The organism is Streptomyces sp. NPDC102441 (assembly GCF_044765585.1).
Taxonomy (GTDB): Bacteria; Actinomycetota; Actinomycetes; order Streptomycetales; family Streptomycetaceae; genus Streptomyces.
Genome location: NZ_JBIWKH010000001.1, coordinates 669,488 through 686,423, shown reverse-complemented (window position 1 = coordinate 686,423; position 16,936 = coordinate 669,488). Strand labels below are relative to the sequence as shown.

Sequence of the window (16,936 nt, the reverse complement as noted above, 5' to 3'; positions counted from 1 at the left end):
AATCGGGAGAACCTGCTTTGAGTCGTGAAACTGACAGTTCGTCCTCCGGGCCCCAGGGGCGCGGAGGAGCCGCGTACCCGTCGGGTACGCCGCCGTACGGATCAAGCCAGTATCCGTCGCTGCACCCGTCTCAGGACGGGCCGGAGGAGACTCCGGAGCCTGCGGATCCGCCTCAGCCCGAGGAGCCCAGAACAGAGACGACGCTGACGACGCGTATCCGGATCAACATCCCGGGCTCACGTCCTATCCCGCCTGTCGTGATGCGGACGCCGATGAGTGACGCGAACCCGTCCGGCGACCGTCCGGACCGCGAACGCACCGGCAGCACCCCGAGGCCCGGCGCACCCGCGCCGTCGCCCGGCGGGGCGCCCGGCTCCGGCCAGGACGCGCGTGACGGGGGTCCGTCGGCCACCGCCCCGGCCGAGAAGCCGGCCAGGGAGAAGAGCGGCAGCGACTGGTTCGCCCCGCGCAAGGCACCGGCCCCGGGCGCCGCTCCCACGGCTTCGGCCCCGGGTGCGCCCGGTCCCGGTCCCGGTCAGGGCCCCGGTCCTGGCACCGGTCAGGGCCCCCGCCCCGGTCAGGGTCCCGGTCCCGGCCGTGCCTCCGTCGGCGGTCCTTCCGGTCCGACACCGCCCCGCACGGAGTCGCCGTTCTTCTCGGGCGGCCCGCAGCAGCCCGGCGACCGGGGCGACGCCTCCCGTCCGGGCCGCAGCGCCCTCGACGACCTCGACGCCGGTCCTCGGCCCACCCCGAACACCGGTATCCGGCCACCGGGCGGCCCGGGTCCCTCCGGACCCACCACCGGCCCGGCCACCGGAAGTTCGTCCCTGACGCCGAACCTCGACCGGCTTCCCGGCACGCCCGGCGAGGTGGCTCCCGGCGGCCCGTCAGGCCCCCGGCCGGGCGCCCCCGGCGGCGTACCTCCGCGTATGTCGGACGACACCGCGATCCTCACGCCGCAGGCTCCCGCTCCGGGCCCCGGCTCCCGCTCCGGCGGGAACGTCTCCGGTGACACGCTCACCAGCGGTATCCCCGTCATCCCCGGGGAGCCCCGTTCGGCGTTCCCCGGCGGACCCGGAGCGACCCGGCTGCCCGAGGACCCCATGGACGGCGGACCGGCCGATACGGGTGCCCCGGCGCCCGCCCCGGCCCCCCGGCCCGCTCCGAAGGCCGCGCCGCCCGCCAGGAAGGGCCGCTCCAAGCTGGTCCTGCTGGGTGTGGGTGTCTTCGTGCTGTTGGGCGTGGCCTACGGCGCCGGCCTGCTGATGAACCACTCCGAGGTTCCCAAGGGCACCACCGTGCTCGGCGTCGACATCGGCGGAGGCACGAAGGAGGAGGCGGTCACCAAGCTCGAGGCCGCCCTCGGCAAGCGCGCCCGGACGCCCCTGCAGCTCTCTGTGGACGGCAAGAAGGAGAAGCTCGCCCCGGACAAGGCCGGCCTCACCCTGGACAGCCAGGAGACCGTCCGAGGCGCCGCGGGCAGCGACTACAACCCGGTCTCGGTGATCGGGTCCCTGTTCGGCGGGGCACGCCCCGCCGACCCGGTGATCCCGGTCGACGAGGAGAAGCTCGGGGTCGCGCTGACCGACCTGTCGGGAGTCTCCGGCTCCGCCAACGACGGCACGATCAAGTTCGAGCCGAACAAGGCCGTTGCCGTCCCCGGCAAGTCGGGGAAGGGACTGGACGTCAACCGGTCGATGATCTCCGTCCGCGACGCCTACCGCGCACAGGTACAGACCGGCGAGCCGGCCGTCGTCGAACTGCCGGTCGCCGCCACCGAACCCACCATCACCAAGGCCGAACTGGACCGGGCGATGAAGGAGTTCGCCGAGCCGGCGATGTCCGGCCTGGTCACCATCAAGGCCGGGGCCAAGCAGATCGACTTCGGCCCCGCGAGGTCCCTGCCACAGATCCTGTCCATGAAGCCGGTCGACGGCAAGCTGGTCCCCGTCTACAACAGGGAAGCGATCGACACCCTGCTGGACGGTGTCTTCGACGGCATCATGATCACCAAGGGTGACGGGAAGAAGCACCAGGTCAGCGCTGCCGACGTGGCCCAGGCCATGCAGGGCGCGCTGCTCGGCGGGACCCCCGCGGAGCGCACCGCCTCCATCGACCTGACCGGAGCGGGCTGACCCGGACGCGACGCATCGGCACGACCGCCCCTGCCCGGGTCCCCGGGCGGGGGCGGCGTCATACGGCCCCCGACCGCAGAGGAGACGGATTCATGTCCACCCCGTGGAGTCTGACGCTCGACTGCGCGCACCCGAAGGCACTGGCGGCCTTCTGGGCACAGGCGCTCGGTTACGTGGAGAAGCCACCGCCCGCCGGATTCGGCAGCTGGGAGGAGTGGTTCGCCCACCACGACATCCCGGAGGAGGAGTGGGACGACGGCGCCTATCTGGCCGACCCGGCCGGCAGGGGCCCGAGCCTGTCCTTCCAGAAGGTCCCGGAGCCGAAGACGTCGAAGATCCGCCTGCACCTCGACGTCCAGGCGGGCGGCGGCCGCGAGACCCCGTGGGAGACCAGGTGGCCGAGGGTGGCCGAGGCGGTGGAGCGGCTGACCGACGCCGGCGGCACGGTGATCCGGGTGCACGAGCTCCAGGGGCGGCCCGACCATGTGGAGATGGCCGACCCGGAGGGGCATGAGTTCTGCGTGCTCTGAACGGCACACATGACCCGGACGGGAAAGGGCCCGGCCGGCCGGGGCGGCGGCGACTCTCCCCGGGGGCGGTGCGCAACTACCTGTCCACGGCGATTCAGAAGCCGGCCGCACGTAACCGCGCGGAGGCCGTCCGGACCGCCCAGGACAAGGGCTGGCTGTGAGGACGGGGCCCGGCCGCGGGATGCGGCCGGGCCCCGTCCTCCCCGGTCCTACGGGAAGGAGACCACCTGGGAGGGAATGGTGTCCGTACCGGATGTGGGGGATCCGGTGTCGTTGATGACGTGGTCGTACTGACCCTGGCCGCCCAGGGAGACGACGAGCAGGTCGTGGAACTTCACCCCGGGCTTCACCGGGGCCTGGAAGCCGTGCTGCTGGCGGATGGTGGGGTCGACGTTGAAGTAGCAGTAGCTGCCCATGCCCCAGCCCTCGTGGGTGGTGACACTGTCGGCGACCTTGTAGGCGGCGTAGCCCTTGATGTCGCCGTTCTGGATGGCGGCCTGGTTCGGGGCGTCGTACGCCTTCTCGTTCTGGAAGAAGATCGTCTTGCCGTTCTCGCCGTTCCACTGGACGTCGTACTTGTTGAAGTGTTCGACGAACAGTCCGGTGGCCAGTACGTCGTCACCGTTGACCGTCAGGCCGTAGTCGGACCGGTTGGTCTCCCAGCCGACCCCGTCGCCGTGGTCGGCGCGCCACAGCCAGGTGTGGTCGATGATCGTGTCGTTGCTGTTGACCACCATGCCGGTGGTCGCCTTGCCGGCACCCGCGCCGCCGACCCGGACGAACACGTCCTGGAGGCTGGTGGGGTTCGCGGAGTGGTCGGCCGAGGCGCCCTCGGGACCGACCTCGACGAGCGTCTCGGAGTTGGTCTGTCCCGCGTCGACCAGGAGTCCGGCGAGCTTGACGCCGTCGACGTCGCCGACCTTGATCGCGGTCACCCCGTTGTCCGGGATGATCGTCGCGAGGCCGAGGCCCAGGGCGACGGTGTCCGCACGGTCGATGTCGATGGTCTCGTCGACGTGGTAGACGCCCGGGGTGAACAGCAGGTGCAGGCCCTGGTCCACGGCCGCGTTGATGGTCTGGGCGGTGGCGCCCGGCTTGACCACGTAGAACTGGTCGAGCGGGATGGACTCACCCTCGGTGCTGCCGTCGGCCCAGCTCGTGCCGCGTGCGTCGGTGCGCTTGGCGGGGACGAAGACCTTGTAGTCGTCGCCGTCGAGGTAGAGGAAGGGCTTCTCGCGGGAGACCGGGGTGTTGTCCAGGGTCGTGTACGGGGGCTCGGGGAAGCTCTGCGCGGGTGCTCCCTCGACGCCGGAGAACGTCATGTTCCAGACGCCGTTGCCCCAGCCGCCGACGGAGCTGTCGCGGGTGTACCACTGCTGCTGCGAGTAGGGCCCGACCTCGCCGTCGATCTTGCTGTCGGCGATGTAGCCGCCACTGGCCCAGCCGTAGCCGTCGGGCGCCAGGTTGAGGCCGCCCTTGACGTGCATACGGCGGAAGGGAGCGGCCTGGGAGACCGCCCAGCGGTTGGTGCCGCTGACGGGGTTGAGAGCCAGGTTCTCGGCCGAACGCCAGAAGTTCTGCGTGGCGTTGCCGTCGAACCAGCCGGCGTCGACCGTGACATCGCCGTTGAAGGTGGTGTCGTCGGGGTTCATGCCGAGGCCCGCGATCGAGGTGTAGAAGCCGATCTGCGCGTTGATGTTGTCGTACGTGCCCGGCTTGAACATCAGCGCGTAGCGGTCGGTGCCGAACTGGTTCGACTCCTGCTTCTTGAAGACCTCGTCGACCTTGCCCTGGATGTCGGGCGTCGAGGGGTCGAAGACCAGCACGTTGGGGCCGAGGTCACCACCGCCGGGCACCTCCGCGGTCTCGTCGCCGAACGCCGACTGGGCCGTGGGGAAGGCCATGAGCAGCGAAACGGTGAGCGCGGCGAGTCCGAGCGCCTTGGAACGGCGGCGCCGGCGGGGTGCGGTGGGGGGCGCGGAACTCGTGGGGGGAGCTTGCATGGATGACGTCTCCTGGGTCGTGGTACGGGTGCACGACGGAACCTTGAGAGGGTGAGAGAGCGCTCTCTCGTGTCGCCGATGTAACCGCTGTCGCCCTGGACACGTCAAGAGGTGTGCGTCAGAAGCCTCGACGGATCGCCGTACGGGCAACAAATGGCGCCGGTGGTAAGGCAATTGGGATGCTTTGGGCGCAGACGGTGCCCCCGGTGAGTTCACAGGGTGACCGCTTGCAGGGCAGGAGAGGCCCTAGTTCAGCAGCGCCCTGGCGGCCTGGGCGCGGTGGCGGATGGCCTCGGCCGCCGTCGGCTCTATGCCGTCGACGATCTCCGCGTACTCGTCCATCTCCGCCGCCCCGCGCAGGAACTCCCCGCGCTGCACGAGGAGCTGGGCCCGCTCGTAGCGGAGCCTCGCGGGGTGCGAGGGCAGCAGCAGGGAGAGTTCGAGGGCCCACAGCGCCACGTCCGTACGCTCGGGGCGTGCCGCCGCCCAGGCCCTGATGTTGTTCAGGATCCGCAGCACCGTCTCCAGCGGCCTGGCGGGCACGTGGGTCCTCGCCGACGGCGGTTCTCCGGTCGCCCCCGTCACCATCAGCTCCGCGTCCTCGCCGCTCAGCGGGGTGCCACCGGCGAAGGGGTCGGCCAGAATCCGCTCGGCCGGATCACCGAAACCGACCACGTAGTGGCCCGGGAGGGCCAGCCCGTAGACGGGCGCCCCGGCCCTCCGGGCGACCTCGATCCAGACCACGGACAGCAGGATGGGCAGCCCCCTGCGGCGCCGCAGCACCTGCTGGAGCACCGACGACTCCAGCCGCTGGTAGTCCTGGGACGAGCCCGCGAAGCCGCAGCCCTCGCCGAGCAGGCCGGCGAGCGCTGAGGCCCACCCCCAGGCGTCGCGGGCTCCGTACGGGAGGAGGCCGGCCAGCCGGTCCAGCTCGATCTGGGCCGCGTCGATGCCGTACGGATCGGCGTCCCCGGGCGACGGAGGGGCGGCCTCGGCGCCGAGCAGCAGACAGAGCAGCGCGAGGTCCGGCCGTTCGGAGCGCGCCTCCTCGGCGAACCGCCGCCGTCGTTCGGCCGTGCCGTCGGCCGTGCCGGGATCCTCAGCGCTCATGTGTGACACGTCCCCCTGTTGCTGTCCCGCTACGCGGGCCGGAAGTGGTGGTAGCGGTGGTGGGTGGCGAAGCCCATGCCGTCGTACAGCGCACGGGCACCTTCATTGTCCGCCTCCACCTGGAGCCACGCCGCCGAGGCACCCTCGTCCAGCGCCGTGCGGGCCAGCGCCGTCATGACGGCCGTGGCGAGACCGCGGCGCCGGTGCTCCGGGGCCACCTCGACGGCCATGAACCCGGCCCAGCGGCCGTCCACCACACAGCGACCGATCGCGGCGGGCGGCCCTTCCGGGCCCTCGCCCGGCACCGAGGCGAACCAGACCGAAGGGCCGCTGCCCAGCACCTTCAGCACATGGGGTCCCGGCGTCTCGAAGCGCTGGTAGCGGGAGAGCCACGCGTCGTCGGCCTCGCGGGCCGTCCGTACGGCGGAGACGTCCGCGTCCAGGTCCCCGACCGGTGCGAGCGCCGCGATCCGCACCTCGGCCGTCACCTCGCGCCGCCACCCGTGCTCCTCCAGCTCCGCGCAGAGCCGCTCCTGAGTGCCCTCGGCGCCCGTCGCGGTCTGGATGCAGGCGGGCAGGCCCCGTTCCCCGTACCAGCGGCGGACACGCCCGAGGGCCTCGCCGAGCGGAAGACCCGGATCGCCGAGCGGCAGCACGGAGTTGGCGCGGCGGGTGAATCCGCCGGCCGCGCGCAGCCGCCAGTCGCCCAGGAGTTCGCTCTCGACGGGCTGCCAGGCACGCGCGGTCGCCAGGGCGAGTTCGCCGAAGGAGGCGGCTGGACCGCGGCGGCGTGCCGGGGCCGCGGGCACCACTTTGCCCGCCACCAGTGCGGATTCCGCGATGCGGACGACTTCGCCGCTCCTCGTCGTGACCGACACCACTTCGTCGTCCCACGATGTGAGAACCCCGACCGTGTCGGTGAACTTCGGGCCCTCGCTGGGCCCGTCGGCGACGCGCCGCACGGATACGCGTTTGCCCACGTCAGCGGGTGTTATGCGAACCTCGAGCCGTCCGCCGATGGTGAATTCCACAGCTCTGTCTGCCCCTCCTGTTCGGATCGTGCCCCGGAACGGAGATACTAGGGGCGGGCATCGACGACGCCGCGCTCCCGCGCGAGAGCCAACGCCCTACCGAGGAGGAACGACAGCGTGACCTACGTCATCGCGCAGCCTTGTGTCGACGTAAAGGACAAGGCCTGCATCGAAGAGTGCCCCGTCGACTGCATCTACGAGGGCTCCAGGTCCTTGTACATCCATCCGGACGAGTGTGTCGACTGCGGAGCCTGTGAGCCGGTCTGCCCGGTCGAGGCCATCTTCTACGAGGACGACACCCCGGAGGAGTGGAAGGACTACTACAAGGCGAACGTCGAGTTCTTCGACGACCTCGGTTCCCCGGGCGGCGCCTCCAAGCTGGGTCTCATCGAGCGCGACCACGCGTTCATCGCCGCGCTGCCGCCGCAGAACCAGTAACGACCTCACCCGCGACAGGGAGTGAGCCGGCTCCCTGTCGCGGGCCACAGGCCGCAAGCGGCAGCACGAGCGCCACCCGGTCCCGTACGGCTTGTCACCGTGCGGGACCGCGGCGTTTCCCGGCCGCCACGCCCCCGTACGAGAAAGCAGAGTTCCGTGTCCGCAGCAGTGCCCGTCTCCTCCCGTCTCCCTGTCTTCCCCTGGGACAAGCTGGCGCCCTACAAGGCGACGGCCGTGGCCCATCCGGACGGCCTCGTGGACCTGTCGGTCGGCACGCCCGTCGACCCGGTGCCCGAGCTGATCCAGCAGGCGCTGATCGCCGCCGCGGACAGTCCCGGCTATCCGACGGTGTGGGGGACAGAGGCGCTGCGCGACGCGCTGACCGGCTGGGTGGAGCGCAGGCTCGGCGCGGCGGCCGGGGTCGGGCACGAGAACGTGCTGCCGGTCGTCGGCTCCAAGGAACTGGTCGCCTGGCTGCCGACCCAGCTCGGACTCGGTGCGGGCGACAAGGTCGCCTACCCGAGGCTCGCCTACCCGACGTACGAGGTCGGCGCCCGGCTCTGCGGCGCCGAGCCCGTCGCCTACGACGACCCGACGGAGCTGGACCCGGCAGGTCTGAGGCTGCTCTGGCTCAACTCCCCTTCCAACCCGACGGGCCGCGTCCTGCCGAAGGACGAGCTGACCCGGATCGTCGCCTGGGCGCGTGAGCACGGGGTGCTGGTCTTCAGCGACGAGTGCTACCTGGAGCTCGGCTGGGAGGCCGAGCCCGTCTCCGTGCTCCACGCGGACGTCTGCGGCGGCACGTACGAGGGCATCGTCGCCGTCCACTCGCTCTCCAAGCGCTCCAACCTCGCCGGCTACCGCGCGGCCTTCGTCGCGGGTGACGCCGCCGTCCTCGGCGAGCTGCTCCAGATCCGCAAGCACGGCGGAATGATGACGCCGGCCCCGGTCCAGGCGGCGACGGTCGCGGCGCTGGGCGACGACGCGCACGTGGCGGAGCAGCGGGCACGCTACGCGCGGCGGCGCGCGGTGCTGCGGGCGGCGCTGGAGGCCCACGGCTTCCGGATCGAGCACAGCGAGGCGAGCCTGTACCTCTGGGCCACGCGCGACGAGCCCTGCTGGGAGACGGTGGCGCGTCTGGCGGAGCTCGGGATCCTCGTGGCACCGGGCGACTTCTACGGGCCGGCCGGCGACCGCTTCGTACGGGTGGCGCTGACGGCCTCTGACGAGCGCGTGGACGCGGCGGTCAAGCGGCTGGCCTAGGCGGCCACGGCCCGGGCGGACACGGCCTCGGGCGGACCTCCGTACGCCGAGGGGCCTCGGGAGTGCGCACTCCCGAGGCCCCTTCGTGCGCCCGTCACGGCGCGTGGTCCGGCTGGTCAGCCGAGCGGCAGGCCCTTCGTCGGGAGGGTGTCCTCCGTCAGCTCGCCGTCCGCCACGGTGCCGGCCTTCTCGAGAGTCTTGCCCGCGGCGGGAAGGGCCGTGCCGACCACCTTGCCGCCGGTCTCGTTCGCCACCTCGGAGCCCTGCTTCGAGGTGGAGTCCAGTGTGCTGCTGAGTCCGGCGCCGTCGAGCGAGGTGAGGCCGCCGAGCGCCGGGGTCTGCGGGAGCCCCGCGGCACCCGCGGCACCGGCCGCGCCGACCACGGGGGCCGCGCCTGCGGCGATCAGCAGCGCGGCACGGGCGATCCGGCGGGTCAGGGGGAGGGACATGATGCTCCTTCGGCGGGACGTCATACGGGTACACGGCGGATGTGGAATCCGCCTGTCCGGTGATCGGACGCACTGAACAACCGGTTCGGGGGCGGGGAAGGTTGCGGGGCACCAAGGCAAAGACTGGGTAATGCGTCAGATAATCCGCAACGGAGGAACCCGGGCGAACGGCGCATCGGGCCGTCGCCTGATGAACCGTCACTGCCCTGTGTGCGCAAGGAAATCCCTCCGGACCGCAGGGGCGGGGAAACGGTGCGGGGGACGGGGCTCCGGTCGACGCCGAATTGCCCGTACGGGTGACGGGGCGCACTCCTGAGCGAGGCGCATTCGGGCCTCGGTTGCACCGGATCCTCACGCTCCGTCCGCCGGCCGCGACGGGAGAGAGGTCTGGTCCGCGGTGCGAAAGCCCGTACCGGAGAGTGGGACCAGGGTCGCGCGACGCGTCCTTTAGGCTCGTGGCCATGCATGGACACACGCTCGATCTCGCGCTCGACGGCCCGGAGCTCACCGCACGGCTGGTCGACTTCCCGTCGGTCAGCGGGCAGGAGAAGGACCTCGCCGACGCCATCGAGGCGGCCCTGCGCCCGCTGCCGCACCTGACCGTCGACCGCCACGGCAACAACATCGTGGCCAGGACGCAGCTGGGCCGTGCCGAGCGCGTCGTGCTGGCGGGGCACATCGACACCGTCCCGATCGCGGACAACGTGCCGTCCAGGCTCGACGACGACGGCGTGCTGTGGGGCTGCGGAACCTCCGACATGAAGTCGGGCGTCGCCGTCCAGCTGCGCATCGCGGCGACGGTGCCGGAGCCCAACCGCGACCTCACGTTCATCTTCTACGACAACGAGGAGGTCGCCGCCCACCTCAACGGCCTCGGGCACGTGGCCGAGGCTCACCCCGAGTGGCTCGACGCGGACTTCGCGGTCCTCCTGGAGGGCTCCAACGGCGAGGTCGAGGGAGGCTGCCAGGGCACCCTCCGCGTCCATCTGCGGTTCGCGGGCGAGCGCTCCCACTCCGCACGGGGCTGGATGGGGTCGAACGCGATCCACGCGGCCGCCCCGGCGCTGGCCCGGCTGGCGGCGTACGAGCCGCGCCGCCCGGTCATCGACGGGCTGGAGTACCGCGAAGGGCTGAACGCCGTGGGCATCGAGGGCGGCGTCGCCACCAACGTCATCCCGGACGCCTGCACCCTGGTCGTCAACTACCGCTACGCCCCCGACATCACGGCCGAGGAGGCCGAGGCGCACGTCGAGGAGGTCTTCGCGGACTGCGGGGTCGCCGAGTTCGTCGTGGACGACCACACCGGCGCCGCGATGCCCGGTCTCTCGCACCCGGCGGCCAAGGCGTTCATGGACGCGGTCGGCGGCGTCGCACGGCCCAAGTTCGGCTGGACGGACGTGTCGCGTTTCGGCTCCCTGGGTGTCCCCGCGGTGAACTACGGACCGGGTGACCCGCTGTTCGCGCACAAGCGGGACGAGCATGTGCGGGTCGAAAGGATCACGCACTGCGAGGAGCGTCTTCGCTCGTGGCTCACCAGCTGACTCATGGCATTCCCCTGTACGTAACCTCCGCCGATCTAGGCTGAAGCGACACAGGCACATCGCAGGTCGGCGGAGGGAGCAGGTCATGGGCAACCCGGAGGACGCACGGATCCCCGAGGGCGCACAGATTCCCGAGGGTGCGGTGAAGCCCGAGGAACAGCGACTGGGTCCGGTACTGCGCCGCAGGGACCAGGTCCAGCCGGGCACGACCGATCAGCGGCTGCTGGATTCCGAGGGCGACTCGGAGTGGGTCCACACCGACCCCTGGCGGGTCATGCGGATCCAGTCCGAGTTCGTGGAGGGATTCGGCGCGCTGGCGGAACTTCCCAGCGCCATCAGCGTCTTCGGTTCGGCCCGCACCCCGGCGGGCGGACCGGACTACGAGGCGGGCGTGCAGATCGGCAAGGCGCTGGTCGAGGCGGGGTTCGCCGTCATCACCGGCGGTGGACCCGGTGCGATGGAGGCGGCGAACAAGGGGGCCAGGGATGCCAAGGGCGTCTCCGTCGGACTCGGCATCGAGCTGCCCTTCGAGTCCGGGCTGAATCCACATGTCGACATCGGCGTCAATTTCCGCTACTTCTTCGTCCGCAAGACGATGTTCGTGAAGTACGCGCAGGGCTTCGTCGTCCTGCCCGGCGGCCTGGGAACGCTGGACGAGCTCTTCGAGGCGCTGACCCTGGTGCAGACGGGCAAGGTGACGCGCTTCCCGATCGTCCTGTTCGGTACGGCGTACTGGGGCGGCCTGGTCGACTGGCTGCGGGACACCGTGGTCGCGGGAGGCAAGGCGTCCGAGCGGGACCTGATGCTGTTCCACGTCACGGACGACGTGGACGAGGCGGTCCGGCTGGTGACGAAGGAAGTCGGCCGGTAGCAGGCGCGGGGCGGGCCCCGCCCGCCCCGCGGTCCCCGGCGAGGGGGCTACGCCAGGCCCCGCCGCGCGACCGCCGGCGCCCGGTGGCCCGCGATGGACGCCACCATGTCCAGGACCTGCCGGGTCTCGGCCACCTCGTGCACCCGGTACACCCGCGCCCCCAGCCATGCCGACACGGCCGTCGTCGCGAGCGTGCCGATGACGCGTTCCTTGACCGGCTTGTCGAGGGTCTCCCCGACGAAGTCCTTGTTGGAGAGGGAGACCAGCACCGGCCAGCCCGTGGCCGTCATCTCCTCCAGTCGGCGCGTCGCCTCCAGCGAGTGCCGGGTGTTCTTCCCGAAGTCGTGCCCCGGGTCGATCATGATCCCGTCCGGCCTGACCCCGAGCTCCACGGCCCTCTCGGCAAGATCCAGGGTCACGCGCAGGATGTCCGCCATCACGTCGTCGTAGGCGATCCGGTGCGGCCTCGTACGGGGCTCGGCGCCGCCCGCGTGCGTGCACACCAGCCCCGCTCCGTACCGCGCGGCCACTTCTGCCAGCTTCGGGTCGACGCCGCCCCACGCGTCGTTCAGCACGTCGGCCCCCGCCTCGCAGACGGCCTCACCCACATCGTGCCGCCAGGTGTCCACGCTGATCACGACGTCCGGGTGGCGGCGGCGTACCTCGGCGACGAAGCCGACCGTGCGGCGCGCCTCCTCCTGCGCCGTCACCTCCTCGCCGGGTCCGGCCTTCACCCCGCCGATGTCGACGATCGCCGCGCCCTCCGCGACGGCCTGCTCGACCCGGGAGAGCGCCGGTTCGTCGCGGAACGTCGCCCCCTGGTCGTAGAAGGAGTCGGGAGTCCGGTTCACGATCGCCATGATCACCGGCTCGTGCGGCCCGAACTCCCGCCGCCCCAGCCTGAGCGCCCCGCTTCGCATTCCCTCTTCCTCTCCCTGGATCCCGCCTGCGACTTTAGGCCCTCAGCCGGAGCGTCACACCGTGGAGTCCAGGCGTTCGATCATGATTCTCACGGTAGGCGGATTCGGCCCGGCGCTACGCTCCAATACCGTGGACGTCTCCCAGACCAATCACGCGTGGGCGACACTGCTGGACATCGGCCTTCCGGAACGCGGCCGGCGCCGCCTGCACGATCGCCTGGCTCACGCGCTGCGCACCGCGATACGGGACGGGCGGCTCACGGAGGGCGCCGCCGTGCCACCGAGCCGAGCGCTCGCCGAGGAACTCGGCTGCTCCCGCTGGGTCGTGACGGAGGCGTACGGACAGCTCGTCGCGGAGGGGTATCTCTCCGCCCGGGTGGGCTCCGCCACGCGTGTCTCGTGGTCACCGGAGACCACGCAGCCGCAGCCCCGCGCGCGGCGCGCACCGGAGCGGCCGCCCATCCGGTACGACCTCGCGCCCGGCCTTCCCGACCTGCGGGCGTTTCCGCGCCGCCGATGGGCGGACGCCGTCCGGACGGTGACCGGCTCGGCCGTCCACTACGACCTCGGCCGGCCCGGCCCCACCGGGCACTTGGTGCTGCGGACCACCGTCGCGGAGTACCTGCGGCGCTCACGCGGCGCGGACGCGCACGCCGAGTCCGTGTCCGTGTGCGCCGGCGTCACCGACGGTCTGGTCCGCACCTGCCGGGCGCTGCGCGCCGAGGGGATCGCCGACCTGGCCGTGGAGGACCCGGGCTGGGGGCGGCTGAGGGACGCCGCGACGAGCGCCGGCCTCCGTGTGCACCCGGTGCCCGTGGATCACGACGGCCTCCGCGTCGAGGACCTCGCGCGCACGCCTGCCAGGGCCGTCGTGGTCGGCGCGGCACACCAGTTCCCCACCGGCACGGTGCTCTCCCCGGAGCGCCGGGCCCGCCTGGTGCGCTGGGCCCGCGAGGTGGGCGGCTTCGTCATCGAGGACGACTACGACTCCGAGTTCCGCTACGACCACCACCCGGTCGCCGTCATGCAGGGAATGGATCCGAGCCGGGTCGTCCTCCTCGGCTCGGTCAGCAAGACGCTGTCGCCCGCCCTCGGCCTGGGCTGGCTGGTCGCGCCCGCCGGGATGGCCCCGGCGCTCCGGGCGGCGAACCCCGTCGCCGCGGCACCACCGGTACTCGACCAGCTCGCGCTCGCCACCTTCCTCGAACGCGGGTGGTACGACGCCCATCTGCGCGCCTCGCGACGGCGGTTCCGCTCCCGCCGCGACCTGCTGGTCCGGACGCTCGGCGCCCAGGTGCCGGAGGGCCGGGTCTCCGGCACCGCCGCCGGGCTGCACATCGTGCTCCACCTGCCGGACGGCGCAGGCCTCCAAGGGGCGGTCCGGGCCGCGGCCGCCGCAGGGCTGCGGCTGACGGACCTCGACGACTACCGCGCGGAGGGACCGGGGCAGCGGGCGCTCGTCCTCGGGTACGGAAACATCAGCGAGACGGAGATCCCTCCGGCAGTCGCGCTCCTCCGGGAAGCGCTGGGTCCGGCTGTTCAGTGGTGAGGCCCTGACTGTCAGCGGCGCATGGCACGATCTGATCTGGACAGGTATTCCGCTCCCTGGGAGATGCACGTGTTCTGGTTCTTGCTGCTCACGATGGTCGTGGTCGTGGCCGCGGTCACCCTGGCGGTCGTCGGTGGAGGCGGAAGCGCGGTGCTTCGGGACGTCGAGCCCGAGCGGCTCACCGACCCGCTGCCCGCGAACCGGCCCGTCGGCCGTGCCGATGTCGAAGCCATGCGACTGCCCATGGCCGTGCGCGGCTACCGCATGACGGACGTGGACGAGGCCCTCGGCAGGCTGGGGGCGGAGCTCGCGGAGCGGGACGCCCACATCGCCGAGCTGGAGTCGGCGCTCGCCGGAGCCCAGGCCACCGCTGTGAACGGCCCCGACCTGTTCAAGCGGCCGGGCGGGCCACCGGCCGCCGGGGACGGCCCGCAGGACGGGGAGGGCGGCCGATGAGCGGCGCGGAACCGGCGGCGGACGGGCGCCTGCGCTGCCCGTGGGGCCTGTCCACGGAGGACTACCTCGCCTACCACGACACCGAGTGGGGCCGCCCCGTCCACGGCGACGACGCCCTCTTCGAGCGGCTCTGCCTCGAGGCGTTCCAGTCGGGGCTGTCGTGGCTGACGATCCTGCGCCGCCGCGAGGGCTTCCGGAGCGCGTTCGCCGGATTCGAGATCTCCGCCGTGGCGGAGTTCACCGACGCCGACAAGGAGCGTCTCCTCGCCGACGCCGGAATCATCCGCAACCGCGCGAAGATCGACGCCGCGCTCGCCAACGCCAAGGTGCTGGCCGGCTGGGGCGAGGGCGAGCTGGACGCGCTCATCTGGTCGTACGCACCGGACCCGGCCACGCGGCCTGCCCCGCGCGTCCTCGGTGACGTCCCGGCGGTCACCCCGGAATCCACCGCGCTGGCCAAGGAGCTGAAGAAGCGGTCCATCCGCTTCGTCGGCCCCACGACCGCCTACGCCCTGATGCAGGCCTGCGGCCTCGTCGACGACCATCTGGCCGACTGCGTGGCCCGGGGCGGCGGCAGGTAGGTCTACCGGCCGAGATATTTCGGCGGCTGCTTGGCGAGGAACGCCTCGACCGCGATCGTGTGGTCCTGCGACGCGCCCGCCTTCGTCTGGAGTTCGTCCTCCTTCTCCAGCGCCTCGGCGAGCGTGTGCCCGGCGCCGTACGCCATGGACGCCTTCAGGGCCGCGTACGCCACCGTCGGCCCGTCCGCGAGGGCGCGGGCCACCGCGTGCGCCTCCTTCGCCAGGTCGGCGGCGGGCACCACCTTGTTCACGATGCCCAGCTCGTACGCCTCCTGGGCGGAGACCGAACGCGGGAAGAGGAGCAGGTCGGCGGCGCGGCTCGCGCCGATCAGCCGGGGCAGGGTCCAGGAGACCCCCGAGTCGGCGGTCAGCGCGACACCCGCGAAGGACGTGTTGAAGGCCGCGCTGTCGGCGGCCACGCGGTAGTCGGCGGCGAGCGCGAATCCGAAACCGGCCCCCGCGGCGACTCCGTTGACCCCCGCGACCACGGGCTTCTCCATCTCGGTGAGGGCGCGGACGATGGGGTTGTAGTGCTCCCGCACCGTGCTCAGCGCGTTGCCGCCGTCCGACTCGCGGGCCTCGGAGAGCTTGGCGACGTGCTCCTTGAGGTCCTGGCCGACGCAGAAGGCGCGCCCGGTGGCGGTGAGCAGAACCGCACGCACGGCGGGGTCGTCCGCGACTGCCACGAGGGCGTCGCGGAGTGCGACCTTGGCGGCGGTGTTCATGGCGTTCATCGCGTCGGGGCGGTTGATCGTGATCGTCGCGAGCCCGTCGCTCACGTCTGTGAGCACCGTGTCAGCCATTGCGGGGTCTCCTTGCGGGTCCGGCGTCGTCCCTGTCCAGGCAAGCATGGCGGACTTCGGGCGGGCCGGACATGTGACCTGCGTCTAACGATTGGACCTCGGCTGAGGGCCGACGGCGGCGCAGTATTGCAGCCGGATCGCCGAATTGGGTGGTTATGAGAGAGCGCGTTGCGGAAGCGATGCCGACCGATGTTGGTCATCGGGGTCTCTGATGCGGGATAATGCGGAGGAAGCATTGTGTTCGACGCCGGTGAGGCAGCACCTGTCATGGGGCCGCCGGCTGCGATGAGCTGGTTTCAGGAAGGGGAACGAGCATGGCGGCCATGAAGCCGCGGACGGGCGACGGCCCGCTCGAGGTGACAAAGGAGGGGCGGGGCATCGTCATGCGCGTTCCGCTCGAAGGCGGCGGTCGGCTTGTCGTCGAGCTGACTCCGGACGAGGCCGATGCACTCGGTGACGCGCTGAAGAAGGTCGTCGGCTGAGGCGGAGGCGCCCACACTTCACTGCTGCCCCGGCACGGATTCCGTGCCGGGGCAGCAGTGCGTCGGGGGCCGGGTCCGGCCCCCGCGCCGGGTACGGTCAGCCGCGCCGTACCGCACACAGCAGGCCGTCGCCCACCGGCAGCAGTGTCGCCATGAGCTCCTGGCTCTCGCGTACGGCCCGCAGGAGTTCGCGCAGGCGCAGCACCTCGGCCGGCTGTGCGGCGGAGTCGATCGTGCGGCCGTCGGCGAAGACGCCCTCGAAACAGACCAGGCCGCCCGGCCGCAGCAGGCGCAACGATTCAGCGAGGCAGTCCATGCTCTCGAGCCGGTCGCCGTCGCAGAAGACGAGGTCGTATCCGCCGTCCGCGAGCCGTGGCAGGACGTCGAGGGCGCGCCCCGGGATGAAACGGGCCCGGTTCGTGGCGAAGCCCGCGGCGCGGAAGGCCTCACGTGCGAACTGCTGCCGCTCGGGTTCCGGATCGACGGTGGTGAGTACGCCGTCCGGGCGCATGCCCTGCAGCAGATAGATACCGGACACGCCGGTTCCGGTACCGATCTCGGCCACCGCTTTGGCGTCCGCGGTGGCAGCGAGCAGGCGCAGCGCCGCGCCGGTGCCTGACGACACCGGGCGGAGCCCTGTCTCCTGGGCCCGGTCCCGGGCCCAGAGCAGAGCTTCTTCCTCGGCGACAAAGGCGTCGGCGAATGCCCAGCTCGTCTGCCGGTTGGCGGTAATGACCCTCTCCTGTCCCCGTAGTTGGCGCAACGGTGACTGTA

The 16,936-nt window shown here is 71.8% G+C and carries 16 protein-coding genes and 2 pseudogenes; 11 read left to right on the top strand and 7 right to left on the bottom strand.

Annotation, left to right across the window (positions count from 1 at the left end):
* The first annotated feature begins 272 nt into the window (after window positions 1-272).
* From ACIREO_RS03190 to ACIREO_RS03180, 3 genes and pseudogenes are all read left to right on the top strand, one after another.
* A complete protein-coding gene (locus ACIREO_RS03190) occupies window positions 273-2,135 on the top strand; it encodes a hypothetical protein (protein ID WP_404104214.1) in 1,863 nt (620 codons plus the stop codon).
* 92 nt (window positions 2,136-2,227) lie between these two features.
* Complete coding sequence (locus ACIREO_RS03185; protein ID WP_404104212.1) at window positions 2,228-2,665, top strand: VOC family protein; 438 nt, start codon at window positions 2,228-2,230, stop codon at window positions 2,663-2,665.
* A gap of 53 nt (window positions 2,666-2,718) precedes the next feature.
* Window positions 2,719-2,826: pseudogene (locus ACIREO_RS03180) on the top strand (DNA-binding response regulator); the annotation flags it as partial.
* 48 nt (window positions 2,827-2,874) lie between these two features.
* Here the strand turns inward: ACIREO_RS03180 and ACIREO_RS03175 are convergent.
* The 3 genes from ACIREO_RS03175 to ACIREO_RS03165 form a co-directional block, all read right to left on the bottom strand.
* Complete coding sequence (locus ACIREO_RS03175; protein ID WP_404104209.1) at window positions 2,875-4,668, bottom strand: coagulation factor 5/8 type domain-containing protein; 1,794 nt, start codon at window positions 4,666-4,668, stop codon at window positions 2,875-2,877.
* Between the two features lie 246 nt (window positions 4,669-4,914).
* Window positions 4,915-5,778 (bottom strand): tetratricopeptide repeat protein, encoded by an 864-nt coding sequence (locus ACIREO_RS03170; protein ID WP_404104206.1) that lies wholly within the window; start codon window positions 5,776-5,778, stop codon window positions 4,915-4,917.
* A gap of 29 nt (window positions 5,779-5,807) precedes the next feature.
* Window positions 5,808-6,809: a GNAT family N-acetyltransferase gene (locus ACIREO_RS03165; protein ID WP_404104204.1), complete on the bottom strand. Its 1,002-nt coding sequence runs from the start codon at window positions 6,807-6,809 to the stop codon at window positions 5,808-5,810.
* Window positions 6,810-6,926: 117 nt separating this feature from the next.
* On the opposite strand from ACIREO_RS03165, the gene fdxA reads away from it, so the two are divergent.
* Both fdxA and dapC read left to right on the top strand, forming a co-directional pair.
* Complete coding sequence (fdxA, locus tag ACIREO_RS03160) at window positions 6,927-7,247, top strand: ferredoxin (RefSeq protein ID WP_014154250.1); 321 nt, start codon at window positions 6,927-6,929, stop codon at window positions 7,245-7,247.
* Between the two features lie 156 nt (window positions 7,248-7,403).
* Window positions 7,404-8,510 carry a succinyldiaminopimelate transaminase gene (gene dapC, locus ACIREO_RS03155; RefSeq protein WP_404104202.1) on the top strand — a complete coding sequence of 369 codons (1,107 nt, stop codon included), beginning with the start codon at window positions 7,404-7,406 and terminating at the stop codon, window positions 8,508-8,510.
* Between the two features lie 170 nt (window positions 8,511-8,680).
* Here dapC and ACIREO_RS03150 read toward each other — a convergent pair.
* Window positions 8,681-8,959 (bottom strand): annotated as a pseudogene (locus tag ACIREO_RS03150) (ATP-binding protein); the annotation flags it as partial.
* 461 nt (window positions 8,960-9,420) lie between these two features.
* Between ACIREO_RS03150 and dapE the strand changes: the two are divergent.
* Window positions 9,421-10,500: a succinyl-diaminopimelate desuccinylase gene (dapE, locus tag ACIREO_RS03145; RefSeq protein WP_404104200.1), complete on the top strand. Its 1,080-nt coding sequence runs from the start codon at window positions 9,421-9,423 to the stop codon at window positions 10,498-10,500.
* Window positions 10,501-10,585: 85 nt separating this feature from the next.
* Window positions 10,586-11,371 carry a TIGR00730 family Rossman fold protein gene (locus tag ACIREO_RS03140; RefSeq protein WP_404104197.1) on the top strand — a complete coding sequence of 262 codons (786 nt, stop codon included), beginning with the start codon at window positions 10,586-10,588 and terminating at the stop codon, window positions 11,369-11,371.
* 47 nt (window positions 11,372-11,418) lie between these two features.
* Here the strand turns inward: ACIREO_RS03140 and folP are convergent, their stop codons facing one another.
* Entirely contained in the window at window positions 11,419-12,291 is an 873-nt protein-coding gene (folP, locus tag ACIREO_RS03135) for a dihydropteroate synthase (protein ID WP_404104195.1), read from the bottom strand.
* A 130-nt stretch (window positions 12,292-12,421) separates the two neighbouring features.
* Between folP and ACIREO_RS03130 the strand changes: the two genes are divergently transcribed.
* From ACIREO_RS03130 to ACIREO_RS03120, 3 genes are all read left to right on the top strand, one after another.
* Window positions 12,422-13,840 carry a PLP-dependent aminotransferase family protein gene (locus ACIREO_RS03130; protein WP_404104192.1) on the top strand — a complete coding sequence of 473 codons (1,419 nt, stop codon included), beginning with the start codon at window positions 12,422-12,424 and terminating at the stop codon, window positions 13,838-13,840.
* Window positions 13,841-13,903: 63 nt separating this feature from the next.
* Complete coding sequence (locus tag ACIREO_RS03125; protein ID WP_404104483.1) at window positions 13,904-14,296, top strand: DivIVA domain-containing protein; 393 nt, start codon at window positions 13,904-13,906, stop codon at window positions 14,294-14,296.
* Window positions 14,293-14,877: a DNA-3-methyladenine glycosylase I gene (locus tag ACIREO_RS03120; RefSeq protein WP_404104189.1), complete on the top strand. Its 585-nt coding sequence runs from the start codon at window positions 14,293-14,295 to the stop codon at window positions 14,875-14,877. The genes ACIREO_RS03125 and ACIREO_RS03120 overlap by 4 nt, the downstream gene beginning before the upstream one ends.
* Window positions 14,878-14,879: 2 nt before the next feature.
* On the opposite strand, the gene ACIREO_RS03115 is transcribed toward ACIREO_RS03120, so the two are convergent.
* Complete coding sequence (locus tag ACIREO_RS03115; RefSeq protein WP_404104187.1) at window positions 14,880-15,680, bottom strand: enoyl-CoA hydratase/isomerase family protein; 801 nt, start codon at window positions 15,678-15,680, stop codon at window positions 14,880-14,882.
* A 314-nt stretch (window positions 15,681-15,994) separates the two neighbouring features.
* On the opposite strand from ACIREO_RS03115, the gene ACIREO_RS03110 reads away from it, so the two are divergent.
* Window positions 15,995-16,162: a DUF3117 domain-containing protein gene (locus ACIREO_RS03110; RefSeq protein ID WP_003966491.1), complete on the top strand. Its 168-nt coding sequence runs from the start codon at window positions 15,995-15,997 to the stop codon at window positions 16,160-16,162.
* 97 nt (window positions 16,163-16,259) lie between these two features.
* Here the strand turns inward: ACIREO_RS03110 and ACIREO_RS03105 are convergent, their stop codons facing one another.
* The gene (locus ACIREO_RS03105; protein ID WP_404104184.1) at window positions 16,260-16,925 is read right to left on the bottom strand and encodes an O-methyltransferase; all 666 of its coding nucleotides are present in this window, start codon (window positions 16,923-16,925) and stop codon (window positions 16,260-16,262) included.
* Between the last annotated feature and the right edge of the window lie 11 nt (window positions 16,926-16,936).